16 protein-coding genes and 2 tRNA genes are annotated in these 19,764 nt (G+C 61.6%); 8 read left to right on the top strand and 10 right to left on the bottom strand.

Annotated features, from left to right (window positions below; translation table 11 throughout):
- Positions 1–3: 3 nt before the first annotated feature.
- From sdhA to sdhC, 3 genes are read right to left on the bottom strand one after another with little or no spacing between them, the layout of a single operon-like run.
- On the bottom strand, positions 4–1,776 hold the full coding sequence (sdhA, locus tag NFH97_RS15245) for a succinate dehydrogenase flavoprotein subunit (protein ID WP_045992950.1): 1,773 nt from the start codon (positions 1,774–1,776) through the stop codon (positions 4–6).
- A 3-nt stretch (positions 1,777–1,779) separates the two neighbouring features.
- Positions 1,780–2,127, bottom strand: a complete 348-nt coding sequence (gene sdhD / locus NFH97_RS15240) for a succinate dehydrogenase, hydrophobic membrane anchor protein (protein ID WP_045992951.1) — start codon at positions 2,125–2,127, stop codon at positions 1,780–1,782.
- Positions 2,121–2,498 carry a succinate dehydrogenase, cytochrome b556 subunit gene (sdhC, locus tag NFH97_RS15235; RefSeq protein ID WP_045992952.1) on the bottom strand — a complete coding sequence of 126 codons (378 nt, stop codon included), beginning with the start codon at positions 2,496–2,498 and terminating at the stop codon, positions 2,121–2,123. The genes sdhD and sdhC overlap by 7 nt, the downstream gene beginning before the upstream one ends.
- Before the next feature lie 477 nt (positions 2,499–2,975).
- On the opposite strand from sdhC, the gene gltA reads away from it, so the two are divergent.
- Both gltA and NFH97_RS15225 read left to right on the top strand, forming a co-directional pair.
- On the top strand, positions 2,976–4,262 hold the full coding sequence (gene gltA / locus NFH97_RS15230) for a citrate synthase (protein ID WP_222517158.1): 1,287 nt from the start codon (positions 2,976–2,978) through the stop codon (positions 4,260–4,262).
- A gap of 216 nt (positions 4,263–4,478) precedes the next feature.
- Positions 4,479–5,375 carry an NAD(P)-dependent oxidoreductase gene (locus NFH97_RS15225; protein WP_348814589.1) on the top strand — a complete coding sequence of 299 codons (897 nt, stop codon included), beginning with the start codon at positions 4,479–4,481 and terminating at the stop codon, positions 5,373–5,375.
- 511 nt (positions 5,376–5,886) lie between these two features.
- On the opposite strand, the gene NFH97_RS15220 is transcribed toward NFH97_RS15225, so the two are convergent.
- From NFH97_RS15220 to gltX, 3 genes are all read right to left on the bottom strand, one after another.
- Positions 5,887–5,962 (bottom strand) — tRNA-Glu (locus NFH97_RS15220).
- Positions 5,963–5,979: 17 nt separating this feature from the next.
- Positions 5,980–6,055: transfer RNA gene (locus NFH97_RS15215), tRNA-Ala, on the bottom strand.
- A gap of 331 nt (positions 6,056–6,386) precedes the next feature.
- On the bottom strand, positions 6,387–7,874 hold the full coding sequence (gene gltX / locus NFH97_RS15210) for a glutamate--tRNA ligase (protein ID WP_045992955.1): 1,488 nt from the start codon (positions 7,872–7,874) through the stop codon (positions 6,387–6,389).
- A gap of 166 nt (positions 7,875–8,040) precedes the next feature.
- On the opposite strand from gltX, the gene NFH97_RS15205 reads away from it, so the two are divergent.
- Both NFH97_RS15205 and NFH97_RS15200 read left to right on the top strand, forming a co-directional pair.
- The gene (locus NFH97_RS15205; RefSeq protein WP_222517156.1) at positions 8,041–8,793 is read left to right on the top strand and encodes an SDR family NAD(P)-dependent oxidoreductase; all 753 of its coding nucleotides are present in this window, start codon (positions 8,041–8,043) and stop codon (positions 8,791–8,793) included.
- Between the two features lie 103 nt (positions 8,794–8,896).
- A complete protein-coding gene (locus NFH97_RS15200) occupies positions 8,897–9,487 on the top strand; it encodes a helix-turn-helix domain-containing protein (RefSeq protein WP_162816469.1) in 591 nt (196 codons plus the stop codon).
- A 662-nt stretch (positions 9,488–10,149) separates the two neighbouring features.
- Here NFH97_RS15200 and NFH97_RS15195 read toward each other — a convergent pair.
- Positions 10,150–10,686, bottom strand: a complete 537-nt coding sequence (locus NFH97_RS15195; protein ID WP_315900885.1) for a hypothetical protein — start codon at positions 10,684–10,686, stop codon at positions 10,150–10,152.
- A 378-nt stretch (positions 10,687–11,064) separates the two neighbouring features.
- Here NFH97_RS15195 and NFH97_RS15190 point away from each other — a divergent pair, with 378 nt between their 5' ends.
- From NFH97_RS15190 to NFH97_RS15180, 3 genes are all read left to right on the top strand, one after another.
- Positions 11,065–13,344 (top strand): collagen-like triple helix repeat-containing protein, encoded by a 2,280-nt coding sequence (locus NFH97_RS15190; RefSeq protein ID WP_348814590.1) that lies wholly within the window; start codon positions 11,065–11,067, stop codon positions 13,342–13,344.
- 153 nt (positions 13,345–13,497) lie between these two features.
- A complete protein-coding gene (locus tag NFH97_RS15185; RefSeq protein ID WP_124804185.1) occupies positions 13,498–15,258 on the top strand; it encodes a ShlB/FhaC/HecB family hemolysin secretion/activation protein in 1,761 nt (586 codons plus the stop codon).
- 457 nt (positions 15,259–15,715) lie between these two features.
- Positions 15,716–17,200: a YfcC family protein gene (locus NFH97_RS15180; RefSeq protein ID WP_222517153.1), complete on the top strand. Its 1,485-nt coding sequence runs from the start codon at positions 15,716–15,718 to the stop codon at positions 17,198–17,200.
- 103 nt (positions 17,201–17,303) lie between these two features.
- On the opposite strand, the gene NFH97_RS15175 is transcribed toward NFH97_RS15180, so the two are convergent.
- From NFH97_RS15175 to NFH97_RS15165, 3 genes are all read right to left on the bottom strand, one after another.
- Positions 17,304–17,639, bottom strand: coding sequence for a zinc ribbon domain-containing protein YjdM (locus NFH97_RS15175; protein WP_222517152.1), 336 nt, complete (start codon positions 17,637–17,639; stop codon positions 17,304–17,306).
- A 107-nt stretch (positions 17,640–17,746) separates the two neighbouring features.
- Positions 17,747–18,436, bottom strand: a complete 690-nt coding sequence (locus tag NFH97_RS15170) for a hypothetical protein (protein ID WP_222517151.1) — start codon at positions 18,434–18,436, stop codon at positions 17,747–17,749.
- A gap of 75 nt (positions 18,437–18,511) precedes the next feature.
- Positions 18,512–18,991 carry a YbhB/YbcL family Raf kinase inhibitor-like protein gene (locus NFH97_RS15165; RefSeq protein ID WP_108133225.1) on the bottom strand — a complete coding sequence of 160 codons (480 nt, stop codon included), beginning with the start codon at positions 18,989–18,991 and terminating at the stop codon, positions 18,512–18,514.
- A gap of 258 nt (positions 18,992–19,249) precedes the next feature.
- Here NFH97_RS15165 and NFH97_RS15160 point away from each other — a divergent pair, with 258 nt between their 5' ends.
- Entirely contained in the window at positions 19,250–19,711 is a 462-nt protein-coding gene (locus NFH97_RS15160) for a flavodoxin family protein (RefSeq protein WP_124804193.1), read from the top strand.
- Positions 19,712–19,764 lie beyond the last annotated feature (53 nt).

Below are 19,764 nucleotides of genomic sequence, written 5' to 3'. Positions count from 1 at the left end.
CCCTTAATAGGTACGGATTTTCGGCTCGAACTTGTCGACGGTCTTCGGCGCGAAATTGACATCGCGCTGGCCGACCCGCTTCTCGCCGGGGAAGAACATGGAGTGCTTCAGCCAGTTGGCGTCGTCACGATCCGGATAGTCGTAGCGGGAGTGCGCACCGCGACTCTCCTTGCGCTCCAGTGCCGCGATGGCGGTGGCCTCGGCCACTTCCATCAGGTTGTCGAGCTCGAGCGCCTCGACCCGGGCAGTGTTGAACGCATGGGACTTGTCGGCCAGATGGGCGTTGGCGATCCGTCCACGCAGTTCGGCCAGCTTCTCGACGCCCTCGACCATGTTCTTCTCTTCGCGGAACACGCCGAAGGAGTTCTGCATGATGCTCTGCAGCTCGCGCTTGAGCTCAGGCACGCTCTCGCCGCCTTCGGACTCGTTCCAGCGAGTGATGCGCTTCATCGCGGTCTCGATGTCGGACTCGCGGGCATCCAGGTACTCGATGCCTTCATTGAGCGCGCTCTCGATGTACATGCCGGCGGCACGCCCGAACACCACCAGATCCAGCAGCGAGTTGCCGCCCAGGCGGTTGGCACCGTGCACGGAGACACAAGCTGCCTCGCCACAGGCGTAGAGACCATTGATGATCTGGTCGTTGCCGTCGGCATCCTGGGCAATCGCCTGACCATGCACGTTGGTGGCGATACCACCCATCATGTAGTGGCAGGTCGGCACCACCGGGATCGGCTCCTTGGCCGGATCCACGTGGGCGAAGGTCTTGGCCAGCTCGACGATGCCCGGCAGACGCTTGGACAGCACCTCCTCGCCCAGGTGGTCGAGCTTGAGGAAGACGTGATCGCCGTCTTCGCCGCAACCACGACCTTCGAGGATTTCCATGACCATGGAGCGCGCAACCACATCGCGGCCGGCGAGGTCCTTGGCGTTCGGCGCATAACGCTCCATGAAGCGCTCGCCGTCCTTGTTGACCAGGTAGCCGCCTTCACCGCGACAACCTTCTGTCACCAGCACACCGGCACCGTGGATACCGGTCGGGTGGAACTGCCACATTTCCATGTCCTGCATCGGCACACCGGCACGCAGCGCCATGCCGATACCGTCACCGGTGTTGATCAGGGCATTGGTGGTGGAGGCATAGATGCGACCGGAACCGCCGGTGGCCAGCACGGTAGCCTTGGACTTTACGTGCACCACTTCACCGGTCTCGATATCCATGGCGATACAGCCGACCACGTCACCGTTGGCGTTCTTCACCAGGTCGACGGCGTACCATTCATTGAGAAAGGTGGTGTTATTTTTCAGATTGTTCTGGTACAGCGTGTGCAGCAGAGCGTGTCCGGTACGGTCGGCCGCGGCGCAGGTACGGGCCGCCTGGCCGCCTTCGCCAAAGTTCTTGGACTGACCGCCGAACGGGCGCTGATAGATCCGCCCATTGTCGAAACGGGAAAACGGCAGGCCCATGTGCTCGAGTTCGAACACCGCCTTCGGCCCCTCGGAACACATGTACTCCGCAGCGTCCTGGTCGGTGATGTAGTCACCGCCCTTGACGGTGTCGTACATGTGCCAGCGCCAGTCGTCGTTGGGGTCGGAGGAAGCGATGGCACAGGTAATGCCGCCCTGGGCGGACACGGTGTGCGAACGCGTCGGGAAGACCTTGGACAGCACCGCGGTCTTCTTGCCGGACTTGGCCAGCTCCAGCGCCGCACGAAGGCCGGCACCACCGCCACCGATGATGATGGCGTCAAAGGTCAAACTACGCATGGTTGACATGTATCAGGCTCCCCACAGCACTTGGATGCCCCAGACCAGGAACACGAAGATGGCAATGATGATGACGGACTGGGTGCCGACACGAATGGCGGTCGGCTTGATGTAGTCGGTGGTCACGGTCCACAGGCCCACCCAGGCATGGGCGGCCAGCGAGACGAAGGCCAGCAACGAGAAGATTCGCATCCAGGTCTGCTCGAACAGACCGCTCCAGGTGGCATAGTCGAGCTGTGGATGAGCCAGCAGATAGACCACCAGAAAGACCGTGTAGAGCGCCATGACAACCGCACTGGCGCGCTGGATGATCCAGTCGGACAGGCCGCTGCGGCTGAAGCTCGTGATGTTGGTTACCATACCCAGACTCCCGCCAGAATGATCAGGACAACGCTCGCCACGATGGTGATCTGCGCCTTTTTCACCGCACCTTCCAATGACACGCCGATGTTGGCGTCCATAATGAAGTGCTTGCAGCCGGCGACGAAGTGGAAGGCCAGAGCGGACAACAGTCCCCAGGCCACCAGCTTGGCGAAGAAGTTGTGCGCCAGCGCATCACGTACGGCGTCGAAACCGGCCGGCGAGGACAACGAGGCGTCCAGCGCCCAGAAGCCGAAGATCAGACCGACGAAGAGAATGACGCCAGTGACCCGGTGGGTAATCGACGTCAAGGCGGGAAGGGGGAAGTGGATCGTGGATAGATCCAGATTTACGGGTCGTTTGCTATTCACGGCTCTCTACACACTCTCTTGGCCCACTCTACGACATACGGGCCAGAGGCCCGAGCGGGCGGTGGTTTTGGGAAGGGCGCTGTCGTGACCCAACCTGCGACAAGTTGGACACGACCTCCTGTTCCTGCCAGTCGCGGCCTGAATTATAGGGACATGCCCCCACCATGACAAATGGCATGACCATGCAATTTGGCGAACGCTTCGTCGGAAAATGCGGCAAAGCTGCATAAAAATGCGACTTCGTCAAGTTGCTGCACTGCAAAAGGACAGCCTATGATGCAAAGCATCATAACCTGTACAACATCTATACTGCTAAATGAGCATAGTACAACAGCAAGCGTTCAATGGGAGAATTGACAATATCCTGAACGCTTCTATAGTGGGCGAACCTTTTTTGCCGGGCGACCCCCTATTCGTCGGCACGTTAGTGAGAAATGACAACGTATCGCTCCATATCGAACACGAAGGAGGCCTGACATGGCTGAGAGAAAAGCGACCCTGACGGTGGATGGTCTGGAGAAACCTGTCGAACTTCCCGTCCATTCAGGCACCCTCGGCCCCGACGTCGTTGACGTGCGCGGACTCGGAGCGGAAGGCCTCTTTACCTTCGACCCCGGCTTCCTGGCCACCTCTTCCTGCGAATCCGGCATCACCTACATCGATGGCGCCAACGGCGTGCTGCTGCATCGCGGCTACCCGATCGAGCAACTGGCCAAGCATTCCAACTTCGTCGAGCTCTGCTACACCCTGCTGTTCGGTGAACTGCCAGACGAAGAGCAGTACAAGGACTTCGAGCACCGGGTGCGCAACCACACCATGGTCCACGAGCAGATCGCCAACTTCTTCAAGGGCTTTCGCCGCGACGCCCACCCGATGTCGATCATGTGCGGCGTGATCGGCGGCCTGGCAGCCTTCTACCATGACCACCTGGACATCACCCAGGCGCAGGACCGCGAGATCAGCGCCATTCGCCTGATCGCCAAGATGCCGACCATCGCGGCCATGTCCTACAAGTACAACATCGGCCAGCCTTTCAACTACCCGCGCAACGACCTGAACTATGCAGAGAACTTCCTCTACATGATGTTCAGCAACCCGTGCGAGCCCTACGAGATCAACCCGGTCTACGCCAAGGCCATGGACCGCATCTTCATGCTGCACGCGGACCACGAGCAGAACGCCTCCACCTCCACGGTGCGCCTGGCAGGCTCCACCGGCGCCAACCCGTTTGCCTGCATCAGCGCCGGCATCGCGGCCCTGTGGGGTCCAGCCCACGGTGGCGCCAACGAAGCAGTGCTCAACATGCTCGACGAGATCGGCGACGACTCCGAAGAGAACATCCAGCGCTTCATCGACAAGGCCAAGGACAAGGATGACCCGTTCAAGCTGATGGGCTTCGGTCACCGCGTCTATCGCAACTTCGACCCGCGCGCCAAGGTCATGAAGGAGACCTGCGACGAGGTCCTGGAAGAACTGGGCAAGGCCGACGATCCGCAACTCAAGATCGCCAAGCGCCTGGAGCAGATCGCCCTGGAAGACGAGTACTTCGTCGAGCGCAAGCTCTACCCGAATGTCGACTTCTATTCCGGCATCATCCTCAAGGCGATGGGCATCCCGACCAACATGTTCACGGTCATCTTCGCGGTATCCCGTACCATCGGCTGGATCTCGCACTGGAACGAGATGATCAGCGAAAGCTACAAGATCGGTCGTCCGCGCCAGCTCTACACCGGGCATCCCAAGCGCGACTACCCGTCCAAGTAATTCGCCAACCAGGCAATTCGCGTGACGCCCGCTGCCCCATGCAAGGCAATCGCCGTCACGCCAGAAGACGCAACATCCCGCGTCGCATTGCCATGAAAAGGGCCGCCCTCCGGGGCGGCCCTTTTTTTTGCTCAACTTTTTTGCCCAACGGATGAACGGACACGCCTACCGGCGCTATGCTGACCCCCTCTAGCGAAATAACAAAGGAGCGCTTTCATGAGTCGAGACATCTCCACCGTCGCCTTTATCGGCCTTGGCGTGATGGGTTTTCCCATGGCAGGACATCTCGCCGAAGCCGGACTGACGGTACGCGTCTACAATCGCACCCAAAGCAAGGCCGAGCAGTGGTGCGAGCGCTTCGACGGCAGCCATCATGCGACACCCGCCGAGGCCGCCAGCGGCGCCGATCTGGTACTGGTGTGCGTGGGCAATGACGACGACGTTCGCGAGGTCACCACCGGGCCCGACGGGGTACTGTCGACGCTCTCCCAGGGCGCCATCCTGGTGGACCATACCACCGCCTCCTCGAGCCTCGCCGAGGAGCTCGACCAGGCCTGCCAGAAGCAGGATGTGGGCTTCATCGATGCGCCGGTCTCCGGCGGCCAGCAAGGAGCAGAGAACGGCGCCCTGACCATCATGTGCGGCGGCCAGGAGGAGCACTTCTCCAGGGCAAGGCCGGTACTCGAGCACTATGGCAGAGCCGTGACCTTGATGGGCGGCGTCGGCGCCGGACAGCTGACCAAGATGGTCAACCAGATCTGCATCGCAGGCCTTGTCCAGGGCCTCGCTGAAGGCCTTCATTTTGCCGAGCAAGCGGGTCTCGACCAGGAGCGGGTGGTCGAGGTCATCAGCCAGGGAGCCGCCGGATCGTGGCAGATGGAGAACCGTCACGCGACCATGATCCGTGACGAATACGAGCATGGCTTCGCCGTCAACTGGATGCGCAAGGATCTGGATATCTGTCTGAACCAGGCGCGCCAGCTGGAGGCTCGCCTGCCGGTGACCGCCCTGGTGGACCAGTTCTACGCCGACGTGCAGGCAATGGGAGGTGGACGCTGGGACACGTCCTCATTGCTGCGACGCCTGCGCGAAAGGTCTGACAGCAAGGACTGACATTTTCCATACCTGCCGGGCCAGCGCCCTCCTGCTGGCCCGACCTTCCCGCGGCGCCGGCATGCGCTCATGGGCCAACATCCCCCTCTCTTCTCAAGCCCCTTACACCCCGCCCAGCGTTTTCCACACTTTCTGTGGATAACCCTGTTCACAACCTATCGAAACCGCCCTCGAATCGCCATGAACTGGGCATTGGACTTAGATTGGTTAATTTTTAACCTGTCGCAACACGTTGATTTTGAAGGAAAAAAATATAAATCGCGCAACCACGGGCGTTATCCCCGTAGCAGAGGCTGACCGGGGGAAAAATGCGTCACTGGTGGACAAGAGGAAGGTTCTGTCAAGCCATACAAGACAGTTTTTGCAAACCATCCACAAGCAAACTGAGGCTTCGTGCAAATCACGAAGAGCTCACAAAGCGAATGGTGATAACAAGAGGAGAGACCACGGAGTTCATAACGATTCATGCGAAAGCATGAATCCATGCGGAGAAGACGCTACGCACAGGAAGTGGCGTCCCATAGGGGGTTCGAACCCCTGTTCCCGCCGTGAAAGGGCGGTGTCCTGGACCACTAGACGAATGGGACGCAGCCTGAAACGAGATTGGTGGAGCCTAGCGGGATCGAACCGCTGACCTCGACACTGCCAGTGTCGCGCTCTCCCAGCTGAGCTAAGGCCCCATCTCGTGAAGACGAGACGTATCTTACGGATATCATAAGATTTGGTCAACCCCGGAAGCGCCAAAATTTTTCGGTGTCCCGGCCATGGCGATGCCAAGGTGATGGGGTGCCAGCAGGCCTCCCCATTTTTTTCATCATGCCGCCGGCAGCTCGCGCTTTTTCTCAGGTCAGCTCGCGGCGCGCCTTCTCGAAGCGCTTGGCCTGCCTCCTGGAGACGCCACCCAGCACGCCGATGGCGTGACGCAGGCGGGCGCGGGGGAGCTAAACGTATCAAGCGCCATGGCGATGGGGGCTCGCAATAACGCCTCTCCCCCACCGCCATCACTTGTCACTATTCCGCCGGCAACTCGCGATATTCCTTCTCGAAGCGCTTGGCCTGCTTCTTGGAGACGCCACCCAGCACGCCGATGGCGTGACGCAGGCGGGCGCGGGTCATGTCGGAGCCAAGAATCGCCATGGCGTCCATCACCGAGGTGCTCGACGAAGAGCCGGTGATGGCGATAAAGACCGGTGCCAGCAGTACCTTCATCTTCAGATCGAAGTGGCTGCCCAACAGCTTGATCTCGGCCAGCAGCGCGTCCTTGTTCCAGCTGGACACACCTTCGAGCCGCCAGACCAGGAACTGCAGCAGCTTGACGAGATCTTCACGCTCCAGGTTGATCCCGTCGAAGCTTGCTTCGCTGATGGCGGGCAGCCCGGAGAAGAAGTGCCCCGCCAGAGGCGCCACGTCGGACAAGGTATCGACCCGCGTGCGCACCTGGGGCAGGATCTGCGCCACATAGTCTTCATTGAAGGCCCAGGTCATCAAGGCCTGGAGAAAGGCGCGGTCGTCCAGGTCCTCGCGCAGGTAGACACCGTTGAGCCAGGTCAGCTTCTCGAGATCGAACACCGGGCCACCCAGCGATACCCGCTGAATGTCGAAGTTTTCCATCATCTCGGCGAGGGAGAACTTCTCTCGTTCGTCCGGCATGGACCAGCCCATGCGTCCGAGATAGTTGGTTACCGCCTGGGGCAGGAATCCCATACGCCGATAATAGTTGATCGAGGTAGGGTTCTTGCGCTTGGACAGCTTGGACTTGTCGGGATTGCGCAGCAGCGGCATATGGCACAGCTCAGGCATGTCCCAGCCAAAGTACTCATACAGCAACTGGTGCTTGGGCGCCGAATTGATCCACTCCTCGCCACGCAGCACGTGGGTGATCCCCATCAGGTGATCGTCCACCACATTGGCCAGGTGATAGGTCGGCATACCGTCGGACTTGAGCAGGATCTGCGCATCCACCTGGGCCCAGTCCACCTCGATGGCGCCACGCAGCATGTCCTGAACGACGCAGGGGCCGCTTTCCGGCACCTGCATGCGCACCACATAGGGCATGCCCTCTTGCTCGCGACGGGCCTGTTCATCGGGATCAAGCGCCAGATCGGCCGGTTTCAGCGCCAGGTGCAGCCCCTGGGCCTTGCGCGCCTCACGCAGCTCGTCGAGCTCCTCGCTGGTGCGGTAACACTTGAAGGCATGGCCGGCATCGATCAATCGCTGGGCGTGCTCGGCATAGATGTCTCCTCGCTCGCTCTGACGATACGGACCATGCGGGCCGCCTACATCGGGTCCTTCGTCCCATTCGAGCCCCAACCAGCGCAACGAATCGAGGATCATCTGCTCCGACTCGGCGGTGGAACGAACACGATCGGTGTCCTCGATGCGAAGGATGAACTCTCCCCCATGCTGTCGAGCAAAGCACAGGTTGAACAAGGCAATGTAGGCGGTTCCTACGTGGGGGTCCCCGGTGGGCGACGGGGCGATACGCGTGCGAACAGTCATAACGTCCTGCATCCTGAAGTCGTTGAAGCCAAGCTGGCGGCGTGGGCGCATTATACGCACCGACGAAGCAATTGCGCAGGACCCGGCGGGATTCGCGAAACTCTGAAATCGTCACCCCGTGCGGGACTCGAACAGGTTGCCACCCCACCCAGGCCAGGAGAGCGACATGGACAGACTTCCCGACGGCTATCGCGCCCTCGTCATCGGCGGCAATGGAGGCATAGGTCGCGCCGTCGTCGATCGACTGCTCGCCGACCCACGGCTGGGGCAGGCGACCGTCGTCAGCCGAACCTCCTTTCAGGCCTCCTCTTCTCGCCTGGAAGCGATCGAAGGCGATGTCACCACTGCACAGGGCCGGGCTGACCTGGGTCGAGCCCTTCACGGCCCTGCTGGCCAAGCCGTTCCTCTTCACCTTGTGGTCAACGCCATTGGCCTGTTGCACGACGAAGCAAGCAACATTCAGCCCGAGAAACGCCTGGAGGACCTCGACGAAGCCGCCCTGACGACCCTTTTTCAGGTCAACGCCGCCACGCCGGCCTTGATGCTCCAGACGCTGCTTCCCCACCTCAAGGGCTCCCATCCCACCACCGTGGTCAGCCTGTCGGCACGGGTCGGCTCGATCGGCGATAACGGCCTGGGCGGCTGGTACGCCTACCGCGCCAGCAAGGCCGCCCACAACATGCTGATGAAAACCGCTGCCATCGAACTCAAGCGATTGAACCCCCGGTCCTGCGTGCTGAGCTTCCACCCGGGTACCACCGACAGCTTGCTGTCACGCCCCTTTCAGGCCCGAGTCCCTGAGCACAAGCTGTTCACCGCCGACTTTGTCGCCGACCGACTGATGACCATGGTGCAGCAGCGTGGCCCCGACGACAGCGGCGGCTTCTTCGACTGGTCCAACGAGCCGATCACCTGGTAGTGCGGCATAGGAACCGTCGAATATCGTTGACGCCTGATATTGCACAAGAGGTGCTTATGAATGAGTATTCTAAATTCTCTTTATGTGTCGACAGGAAGGTTCCATGGACGCGCTGGGTCCGCGCATCAAATCTTTGAGGTTGGCAGCCGGCTTGAACAAGGCGGCGCTGGCTCGCCAGGTCGGGGTCTCTGACGTCACCATTTCCTACTGGGAGTCCGGCACCATCAAGCAGATCGGGCATGAACGCCTGGTGGCACTGTCACAGGCCCTTAACTGCCCCCTGGCACACCTGCTGGAAGGAGAACCGAGCCGACCATCTCCCCTCTACCTGAGATCGACCCTGCCGCTGCCCTGGCAGGAAGTCGCCCACAAGGGGATCGATCTGCCACTGGAGCTGATCCCGGAGCAGCGTTGGGACGGTGACTGCCACCTGGTGACGCCAGCGCCGGATGAGCACTTCGATTTTCTGGGACCGCTGGATCTGGCCGCCGTGGCTCCGACCGAGATATTCCGGCAGCCGGGACTCTATCTTGTGGCGGAGGAAGATACCCTGTACCTGCGCCGGGTCGCACAGGACAACAACGGGCAACTGACCTTTCAGCGCCAGGGCCAGACCACCACCATGCCTTATCACAGCGGCATGCGACTCAAGGCCAAGGTGGTAGCGCTATGGCGTAGCGAGTCAGCGACCTGAGGTGAGACGAAAAGCAGAGATGAAACCAAAAGCAGTCGGCCGGGCATGACGTTTCATCTCTCGCCTACCCAGATCATCCAACCAGGCGCCCAAGCCCCGAGAGCGAGCCCGACGGGGCAGGTCGGTCACTCCGGCCTGACCGTCCCTTGCCGCCTCTGCCCTGCCCGGCAGTCTTGTCGCCACCGCTCTCTGTGCCTTGCCCTTCTTATCCTCTGCCCTTCTTATCACTTGCGTTTCTTATCTCTTGAGCTTCTTATCCCTGGCGCCGTTTATCCCTCTTACTTATAAGTCGGCGATGGCGTCCAGGCGCGTTCGACGCATGACGTCCGCTTCCAGCCATCTCCCAGGACGCTTTTCTGGAACACTTCTCCAGAACTGTTCTCAGTCTTTTCCAAGAACTCTTCTCAAGAACGTTGCCCCGAGAACTCTTCCCAAGAACTTTTCTCAAGCATGTTTTCCGAGAACACTTCTCAAAGCCTTTTCAGATACATCTTCTCAACAACTTTTCGCAAGAACTTTGCCAGGAACACTTCTCAAGAACACGTTTCCGGAACGATTTCCAAAAACGATTTCCAAAAGCGACTTCCACGAGCGGTCTGTAACAACTTCCTGCTGCGTTCGCGTCTTAGGGACACTTATCAAGAGGTGCTTTCAAGGTTGATTCAGGGGCTCTGCTGCACTTCGACATCGTCCAGCGTTCGTCGCACTTCCTGCCCTACCAGAAACCGCTGGCTAGCCTTGATGATCTTGCCCAGTCCATGCTCCGACGTGGCAACCAGCGGCCCATCAAGGTACTCGCCGCTCGGCCCGATCCGCGCCTTGACCTCGGCGGGCTGCACGTCAGCAGGAGCGGTGACCAGTTCGATACGATAGTAGCCATCGGGCAACCCGCTACCGGGACCGTAGGGCCCGGCTGCCACACTGCCCTCACGCACCTCGGTGCGTGACTGCCAACGCACATTGCTGGCCTCGCGCACCACCCGCAGCTGGACTCTGGTGCCTTCCGGCAAGTTGGTCGTGGCCGCCACATGCATTCGCCGATCCGACGCCAGCCGGATATCCAGCGATACCGTCACCGGCTCGTCCAGCGCCGCGACCGTCATCGGTTCAGGTTCAGGTTCATCAGCTCGGGACGTCACCCTTTCGACAGAACCGGACGCGATGTCTCGCTCACCGCTCGGCTCCGAAGGGTGACTCACTGTTGAATCTCCATCACAGGCCGCCAGCACCCCGGCAACCAAGGCTCCTGCGACCAACATTACTACAAAACGCCAAGGGCTCATCATCACCTCTCCTTGCTGCTACATGAGCCTAGCACGGTGCTAGTTCAGTGTACGCCCGAGCGCCCCGCCCTTTTCAAAACAACCTTCAGCACAATCACTTCATAACACCTTTCATTACGTTTGATAACACTTAAACACCAATTAAAACCCATAAAAAGCTAATAAAAAGGAATCATGCGTAAAGATGCATCTACGCTAAATATTCAACTACAAGAGTTTTAGAAAGCCCATACTGGCTTCATTGCCTTTCCACCAAGATAACCATTACATCCGGACTAGGTGAGGTATAAACCGATGACTTTGCAACGAAAACTACTCGTTATTGCTCTCGCCAGCGCGATGGCGACCCTGACCGCCTGCTCTGGTGATTCCAGCAACTCTCGCACCCTGGCCAGTAACAGCCAGGACCCGATTACCAGCGGTGGCGACGATGGCTCCGGTGGCGCCGGTGGCGATGGCGGCTCAGGTGGCGATGGCGGCTCCGGTGGCGATGGCTCCGGTGGTGATGGCTCCGGTGGTGATGGCTCCGGTGGCGATGGCTCCGGTGGCGATGGCGGCGATGGTGATGGATCCGACGGCGGCGATGGCGGCGATGGCATTGCCCGCTCATCGCTGGAAGGTGTATTCCTGGCGACAGCCGATACCAGCGACGGTGTAGACACCACGCTTACTGACATCGGGAACGGCATCTCCCAGCAGAGCGCCGTCCCTCAATTGGCCAGCGTCACCGAACCTGCAGGTACGATCGTCTCCGAAACGGGCGATGCGGTCGGCGACATCTCGAGCGGCATACGCGATGGTGTCGGCAGCCTCAGTACCAATGACAACTATCTGGGCACCACCGCCGCAGGCGTGACCAACGGTGTCGGCGAGCTTGGACAGGCAGTTTCGGCGACAGGAGACACCGTTGCCGGCCTGGGCGAACTGCCCGTAGTGATGGAACTCGACGCCCGAACAGGACTGGTGACCAAGCTCGGTACCACCGTCAATGGGCTCGGCGGCAAGGTGGAGCGCGCAGGCGACGCACTCAGCGTTAATTTCGAGGATTCCAGCGAGGTGCTCGGGGCCACCACTACCAAGCTTGGTGTTGCCCTTCGTCCTGTGCTGCTGGGCACCGACGGCAAGGTCACACGCGTCGGTCAAGCGCTGGTGTTGCCGGCCCAGGCCGGCAACCTGCTGCTACGCACCGGTGGCACCCTGGCCGACCTCGGTCAGCGTATCGGTGAACGCTACTCTCTGCTTGGCGGCGCCGGCGATAGCGTGACCGGCAGCGGTAATATCGTCATCGCGACCGGCGAGCTGCTCGGCGGGGGTGAAGGCGACAATGGCTCAGGCGGCGGCCTCGGCGGACTGCTCGATGGCGATACCAGCGCGCCTGAAGACGGCCGCACCGACCTGGAGCGCACCGTCGCCAGCGCAGGACAGACCGGCGCCGGTGCTGGAGACGCGGTCACCGCCCTGGGCGATGGCATTTCGCAACAAAGTCTGGGAGGACGTGGAGAGTTCGTCACCGACGGGCTGGGCAATGTCATCAGCAATGGCGGCCAAGCCGTATCCGGGCTCAGCAACGGACTCGACAATGGTCTGGGCAACTTCTCGAATAACCCCAACGCTGTGGGAACCACCTTGGCCGACGGCGGTGTAGCGGTCTCCGAAACCGGAGAGGTGGTATCCAGCCTCGGCGCCACCGTCGGCAACCTGAACCAGCTCCCCCTGGTCATGCAGCTCGACAACCGCAGCGGCGCCATCACCCAGCTCGGCAGCAGCGTCGCGGCCCTTGGTGGCGGCGTGACCCAGGCCGGTAACGTGCTGACCCTGAACTTCAACGACGATGGCTCGCACCTTGGTGGCCTGACCCGCGAAGTGTCGGCGGTATTGCGCCCCGTTGTCATCCAGACGGATAGCGGCGTTACCCAGCTCAGCCAGGCCCTGGTGGTCGGCCCCGAGGTAGGCAACGTGCTGATCCAGGCCGGCGTAGCGGTAGATGGACTGGGTGGCCGCCTGGGCCAGGGCAATGACCTCGCCGCTGGCGTGGGTGGTGCTGTCAGTGGTGTCGGAGGCATCGCCGCCAACACCGGCAGACTGCTGGGCGGTGATGAGGCTCGACTGCTTTCGCGCCTCGATGGTCAGGGACTCAGTCAACTGGAATCTGCCGGACTGCTGGGCCAAGGGGCTCTGCTCTCGGACCTCGGAGGAAGCCAGCAAGGCGGCCTCGGGGGCGGACTCGAGGCAGGGCTTGGCGACCAGCTTGGTGGTGACAGCAACCTCATCGCCGGACTCAACGATACGCTGGGCGGCGGCAGCGGCTTGACCGCAGGGCTTGGCGACACCCTCGGTGGCGACAGTGGCGGCGGCCTGGTCTCTGGCGTCTCCGACACCCTGACCAGCACCCTCGGCGGTGGCGACAGCGACAGCGGCGGTGGCCTGGTCGGCGGCACCCTGGACGCCGTCGGTGGCGTGACCGAGAAGCTTACCGGTGACATGGGTAGCAGCCAGGACGGCAGCAGTAACGACTCCAGCAGCAATGACGGCCTGGTCAGCAACGTTCTGGGAGGACTGCTGGGCAGAAACTGATCTCGCCTGACCAGCCATGCCAGACGCAGGCCCGATACCCCCGCGGGTATCGGGCCTTTTCTTGAGGTCAAACCCAACACCAGTCCAGACGCTGTTCATAACAATATTCGAGCCCCCTTGAGGGGCCTCTACCAGGGATCGACAAGGAAGCCTATGCCAAGCACTACGCCGCAACCAACGCCCTACACCAAGCCGCCTACCCCGCCACGTTCGCGATACAGTCCCCTTCCACTAGTGATGGCCGCCGGCAGCCTGCTGGCCGTGTCCCCCCTCCAGGCCCAGCAGACGCTGGAGACCGTCGACGACATCATCGAAAATCGCCGGCTGGCGCCACAACAGCGCAGCGTGGAAACCGAGGTTGACCTGCCCAGCGACGCCAGCGCCGGCATCCCTGCCCGCGTCACCGTGCGTCACGTGCGCTTCATCGGCGACAGCGTGCTGGATCTGGCCGAACTGAGTCAGGGACTTCAGGCCATGATCGGGCAGAGTGTGAGCCGAGAGGCCATCGAGGCCGAAGTCCAGGCGATCACCGACGCCTACCAGGATGGCGGCTATCCGCTGTCCTTCGCCTACCTGCCAACCAACAACTTTCGTGACGGCAACGTGCGCATCGTACTGGTGGAGGGGCATATCGCCCGTACCGAGATCGTGGTGGACGATGACCCCGTGGCGGGCCGGGTGGAGAAACTGGTCCAGCCATTGCTGGAAGAACGCCCTCTGACGCGCAGCACCTTTGAGCGTGTCAGCGGGCTGATCGAGCGAATTCCCGGTGCCAGCCTGACCTTGAAGGCACCGGTGCCGCGCACCCCCAGCGGCGCCACTACCCTGCGTGTCGAAGAACGTCGTATCGATCATTTTGACTATTCGGGCAACCTCAGCGGCGGCGATGAGCAGGACGCCGTCTTCATCAACAGGGTCTCGACCCAGAGCCTGACTACCTGGGGCGACAGCCTGGGCTTCTCCTGGCTGTGGCCCATCGACAACGACAACGAGCTCTACGCGTTGGACTATCGTACCGATATCGGCAACGACGGCCTGACCCTGACCGCCTCCGCCGACAGCTATGACGGTGAGGACGAGGAGAATCTGATCTACCTGCTCGACGGACAGCGCTTCGATCTGCGCCAGGATCAGGATACCGACCGCAGACGCTATCGCCTGGGGCTGTCCTACCCCTTGCTGCTGTCACGTTCCTCGAGCCTGACCCTGGGCGGCGCCTTGCGTCACCACGACGAGACCAAGACCACATCACTCAGCTTCGAGGAACAGACTCTCAACCAACTGGTCGAGGAATCCGAGTATTCGGCCGCCGATCTGGACCTGAACTATCGCACCCAGCGTGGACGTCAGTTCTGGCTGGCCTCGCTGGCCCTGCGCCAGGGCATGGATCTGGGGGCCAACGAGCAGCAGCGCCGGCTCAACGGTACACCGCTTGCCGACAACGGAGATCTACACTTCACCCGCTGGCAGCTGGACGCCCAGTACAGACGCCTGTATGGCGATCACTGGCGCCTTACTGCCAGCGCCAACGGTTTCTACTCCGATGATGCGCTGCCGGAACCCGAGCGCGGCAACTACGGTGGCCAACGCTTCGGGCGCGGCTATGACGCCGGCCAGGCGGAGGGCGACTACGGTTTCGCCGGGGCGCTGGAACTACGCTATCTGCAGCCTGTGAATAGTGCCTGGCTTTCCCGCGTCGAGCCCTACCTGGTGCTGGATGGTGCCCGCACCGAGTTTCAGGAGCGCGACGCGGATAGCCACCTGGCCTCGGCGGCGGCCGGCGTCAGTCTGGGCAAAGGACGTCTGTACGGCCTCACCCTGGAGTACGCCGAGCCCATCGGCGATCGTGACCTCGAGACCGATAGCCGCGAGGGTCGCATCAACGCCCGCCTGACATGGAACTTCGAAGGCTGATCTCTGGGCTATGGATGAACTCGCCAGGGGCCGCCACACCGGGCCCCTGGCCATATCACCTGACCCAAGGCCCTCATTTGCGGCAGGGCCGGCCGCTCGCTCAGTCGGCCTCCCGGCCTCCCGGCCGCCCTTTCAGCCGCCCTTTCAGCCGACCCCAGCGCCACTTCCTACTGCCCTGCACACGACAACCCTGCGCGTGTCTCGTCGTGCAGCGAGACCGCGTGCGGTGAAACATTGGGGTCGTCTCGTTTCTTGAGCCAGGCCAGCAAATTTACCTCTCATCTCGCCGCATCGTCGCCGTCCTTGCAGCGGATCAAGCATTGTGCCGACCCAAGTCCCGACAGACCGTCGAGGCCCGTAGACTCGAAGGCAGGCGGTCAGACAAGGGCCGTCAGTCCCTGATTACACCGACAACAAAAGAGCCTACACCATGACCTTCTGAAACAAGGAAACCGAGATGGAAACGCAAGCGACCTCCTCCAAACGGCGCTCCGGCCTGCGCATGCCCACGGTCTATACCCTGCTCTTTGTGATCACCGCGCTGGTGGCGGTGCTGACCTGGGTCATGCCCGCCGGCAAGTACGACTACCATGTGGAAGGCAGCGATCAGGTCATTGCTGCCAGCGACGTGCTCGACTATCAGGGTGACGGCCGCCTGTTGCCGATTCCCGGCACCTACCAGGTGCTGGAAAGCTCCCCCCAAGGGCCGCTGGATGTGCTGGTGGCACCGATCCAGGGATTCCACAAGGCCGTGGACGTTGCCCTTTTCGTGCTGGTCATCGGCGGCTTCCTGGCGGTGACGATGCGCTCGGGCGCCCTGGATGCCGGGATCGGCGCGGTGGTCGAGCGCTTTGGCGGGCGCGAGCAGTACCTGATTCCCGTACTGATGGTGCTGTTTGCCCTCGGCGGGTCCACCTACGGCATGGCCGAGGAAACGGTCGCCTTCTGGGCCATTATCCTGCCGGTGATCACCGCCGCCGGCTACGACCGCATGGTGGCCGCAGGCATCATCCTGCTCGGCTCCGGCACCGGTGTGCTGGCCTCCACCGTCAACCCCTTCGCCACCGGCATCGCCTCGGGCTTCGCCGGCCTGCCGATCGGCGCCGGTATCACGCTCAGGCTGGTGCAGTTCGTGATCCTGGTGTCACTGGCTATCTGGTTCGTGATGCGCTACGCCGCGCGGATCAAGCGCGACCCGCAGCGCTCGGTGCTGGCGGACCTGCAGCTGGCGGCCGCTCCTCAGGCCAAGGAGGCCGCCTCGACCCAGGCGTTCACCCTGCGCCACAAGCTGACCATGACGGTGTTTTTCATGACTTTCGGGATCATGGTCTACGGCGTCGTGCCCTGGGAAGACATGGGCATCACGGCTTTTCCGACTCTGTGGTGGTGGTTCGATGAACTCTCCACCCTGTTCCTGAGCGCTGCCATCCTGATCGCCCTGATCAATCGACAGTCCGAATCCGACTTCATCGAGACCTTCCTCGATGGTGCCAAGGACCTGATCGGCGTGGCCCTGGTGGTGGCCGTGGCACGCGGCATCTATGTGGTGATGGACAACGGCGTGATCATCGACACCATCCTCAATTGGGCCGAAGGCGCGGTAGCCGGCCTGTCCTCGGGCCTGTTCGTGGTGGTGGCCTACGTGGTCCACATCGTGCTGAGCTTCTTCATCCCATCGACTTCAGGGCTGGCCACGGTGTCCATGCCGCTGATGGCGCCACTGGCCGACTTCTCGGGCGTGGATCGCGAACTGGTGGTCACCGCCTTCCAGTCCGCCAGCGGCTGGATCAACATGTTCGCTCCCACCGCCGCCCATCTGGTCGCCGGACTGGCGCTTGCCAAGATACCCTACGAGCGCTTCGTCAAGTGGGCGCTGCCTTATATCCTGATGACCCTGGGAGTCACCACCGTGACATTGTTCGTGGGCGCCAGCCTCACCTGAGCACAGGTCGCGTCAGGGCAACCAACGCAAGTCGAGCATAAAAAAACGCCAGCGCTTTCCAAGCGCTGGCGTTTGCCCTTGCATGACGCCTCAAGGGCCGCATTCAGGCCTTCTTGACGTACATCGACTTGAGCTTCATGGCGCCGATGCCATCGATCTTGCAGTCGATGTCATGGTCACCATCGAGCAGGCGGATGTTCTTCACCTTGGTGCCGACCTTGACCACCGAAGAAGAGCCCTTGACCTTCAGATCCTTGATCACGGTGACGCTGTCGCCGTCGCTCAGCACATTGCCGTGGGCGTCCCGCACCTGGTCACCGCTCTCATCGGGCTCGGCGTTCAACGACCATTCGTGGCCGCACTCGGGACAGACCAGGGAATGGCCATCCTCGTAGCCGTATGGGGACTCACAGGCGGGACAGGGGGGCAGGTCGCTCATGACACTCTCGCAGGTGGGAAAAGCGAAGACGGTACTCCGCCCCCCGCCGGATTGCCAGTCGTCCAATGGAAGGAGAGCCTTGTCAGGCGCTGTCTTCCTATTGCTTCCTATTGCTCCCTATCTTCCTTTTCCGCCTTTTCGCCCTCGCCTTGGGCCTGGCGCTCATGGATACGCTTGATATCGGCCTTCAGGGCCCGCCGCTGGCGGCGTGTACTGAACTGCAGAGTGTCCCAGGTCTCGGGCACCAGGGTGCAGGAATCCTCGCTCTGGTGAAACACGAAACGCCGCTCGGCACCGATCGGCAGGTTCTCCGAACAGTAGGTGCCGATCACCCGTACACAGACGGCCTTGAATACCAGCCCATCCCGCGACTCGTCGATGTCGGCGATGGTGGTAATACGTTCCTTCAAGGCATTGAACGAACCGATATGAACGAAGCCACCGCTGTCCAGCGGACCCTGGTGGGTACAATGACTGGCGTTGTGGCCAGCTTCCTGCTGGTCTTCATCATCATCAAGATCCGCCTCGTGGTCACTGACATCCAGCGTCCAGTCTCCTTCCGAGGTCTCCAGCGTCATCATGATATGTTGCAAGTAGATGGGCTCGGCGCTCATGTTGCTGATCACGCACAGCGCATCCAGATTCTTTCGCTTGCCGCGATTGATGATCAGCCGGGGGCGACGCTGGCGGCGAAAGCCAAAGTACAGAAGCTGCGCGTAGATCAGCCAGATCATGAAGGAGCCGACGCTGGCCAGCGTCTGCAATACGTCCTTGTGGGCAGAAATCCATTCGTACATGGGCGTCATCCTTGAACGAGAAGCCCGTTAAAAACGGGCTTCAGTACGTCATGTTCTGATGGTGGCCGAAGCGCCTCAGGCGTCGCGCTGATAGCTCCCCACCAGCCGATTCATGCCGAGCAGGTGCGGCTCGACCTCGGACAGCAGTTCATTCATGCCGAGGCCCTCCGGCAGGTTCGTCTCGGTGTCCAGCGCCAGTACCCAGAAGTAGTAGCGGTGCACGCCATGCCCTTCCGGCGGCATCGGACCATTGAAACCGAGGTTGCCGGCGTCGTTGATTCCTCGGGTGCCTTCCTCGGTGGCCTCCTCCAGCGAGGAGAGGGACGCCGGCAGGTTGTAGAGCACCCAGTGAACAAAGCCGTAGCATCCCTTCTGGACCAGCGGCGCGTCGGGGTCGTGACAGATGACCGCCACCGACTTGGTACCCTCGGGCAGGCCATCCCAGGCCAGCGCCGGAGACAGGTCTTCTGCCTCCTGGGAGTGCCGTGCGGGGATGGCGCCATCATTGTCGAAGGCGGTGCTGGTCACTCTTAGCGAAGAAAGCGCAAAGGGCATGGTGATATCCTCCCTGGATCGAAATGGTTCACAATCTGCAAAGGGCGTCTGCGTGATGTTCATGCCACCGCTAGGAGATATTTCACCGCGGCAGCCATGTCCAGCCTTGACGAGTCGCCCCGGGCTGTCAAACCCGCATGTCTTTGACATGATGATGATCCCCCATGGCTTCAAGGGGGGCAGCCGGAAGATCGACGCACCGAACCGTCGCTCGCCACTCTAGCCACCATCCTCGCACCAGCCTTGCCGGAGCCCTGCATGAAACGTCTGCTGATCGTCGCCCATGCACCCTCGCCCAACACCCTGGCACTAAGGGAAGCGGCCGAGCGTGGCGCCCGCCACCCGGACATCGACGGCGTGGACGTCCAGGTACTGGCGCCGCTCGATGCTGGCCCCGAGGATGTCAGGAAAGCCGACGCCATCCTGCTTGGCACCACCGAGAACCTCGGCTACATGAGCGGTGCCCTCAAGGACTTCTTCGATCGTAGCTACTACCCCGTGCTGGAACACACCCAAGGGTTGCCCTGCGTACTGTACATCCGCGCGGGTCACGACGGCACCGGCACGCAGCGGGCGGTGGAAGGCATCGTCACCGGTCTGCGCTGGAAATGGGTCCAGACGCCACTGGTGCTGCGGGGTGAATGGCAGGATGACTTCACCGACCAGGTGGAGGAGCTCGCCATGACCCTGGCGGCGGGACTTGATGCGGGGATCGTGTAATCCGCGGGCGGGAAGCATGAAGCTTCCATCTCCAGAAGCAGCGCTAGTTCAGG

Origin of the sequence: Halomonas sp. SCS19 (assembly GCF_040147015.1) — a bacterium.
GTDB classification, from domain to species: Bacteria; Pseudomonadota; Gammaproteobacteria; order Pseudomonadales; family Halomonadaceae; genus Halomonas; species Halomonas litopenaei.
Note: the sequence above shows the minus strand (reverse complement) of the source record. Positions and strands in the feature narration are given on the sequence as shown.

Bases quoted from the DNA above. Each gene is read 5' to 3' on its own strand.
- NFH97_RS15180 (WP_222517153.1), top strand. From the start codon at position 15,716: ATGGAAACGCAAGCGACCTCCTCCAAACGGCGCTCCGGCCTGCGCATG.
- sdhD (WP_045992951.1), bottom strand. From the start codon at position 2,127: ATGGTAACCAACATCACGAGCTTCAGCCGCAGCGGCCTGTCCGACTGG.
- NFH97_RS15225 (WP_348814589.1), top strand. From the start codon at position 4,479: ATGAGTCGAGACATCTCCACCGTCGCCTTTATCGGCCTTGGCGTGATG.
- NFH97_RS15185 (WP_124804185.1), top strand. From the start codon at position 13,498: ATGCCAAGCACTACGCCGCAACCAACGCCCTACACCAAGCCGCCTACC.
- gltX (WP_045992955.1), bottom strand. From the start codon at position 7,874: ATGACTGTTCGCACGCGTATCGCCCCGTCGCCCACCGGGGACCCCCAC.
- NFH97_RS15160 (WP_124804193.1), top strand. From the start codon at position 19,250: ATGAAACGTCTGCTGATCGTCGCCCATGCACCCTCGCCCAACACCCTG.
- NFH97_RS15170 (WP_222517151.1), bottom strand. From the start codon at position 18,436: ATGTACGAATGGATTTCTGCCCACAAGGACGTATTGCAGACGCTGGCC.
- NFH97_RS15200 (WP_162816469.1), top strand. From the start codon at position 8,897: ATGGACGCGCTGGGTCCGCGCATCAAATCTTTGAGGTTGGCAGCCGGC.
- NFH97_RS15175 (WP_222517152.1), bottom strand. From the start codon at position 17,639: ATGAGCGACCTGCCCCCCTGTCCCGCCTGTGAGTCCCCATACGGCTAC.
- NFH97_RS15205 (WP_222517156.1), top strand. From the start codon at position 8,041: ATGGACAGACTTCCCGACGGCTATCGCGCCCTCGTCATCGGCGGCAAT.
- sdhA (WP_045992950.1), bottom strand. From the start codon at position 1,776: ATGTCAACCATGCGTAGTTTGACCTTTGACGCCATCATCATCGGTGGC.
- NFH97_RS15190 (WP_348814590.1), top strand. From the start codon at position 11,065: ATGACTTTGCAACGAAAACTACTCGTTATTGCTCTCGCCAGCGCGATG.
- NFH97_RS15165 (WP_108133225.1), bottom strand. From the start codon at position 18,991: ATGCCCTTTGCGCTTTCTTCGCTAAGAGTGACCAGCACCGCCTTCGAC.
- gltA (WP_222517158.1), top strand. From the start codon at position 2,976: ATGGCTGAGAGAAAAGCGACCCTGACGGTGGATGGTCTGGAGAAACCT.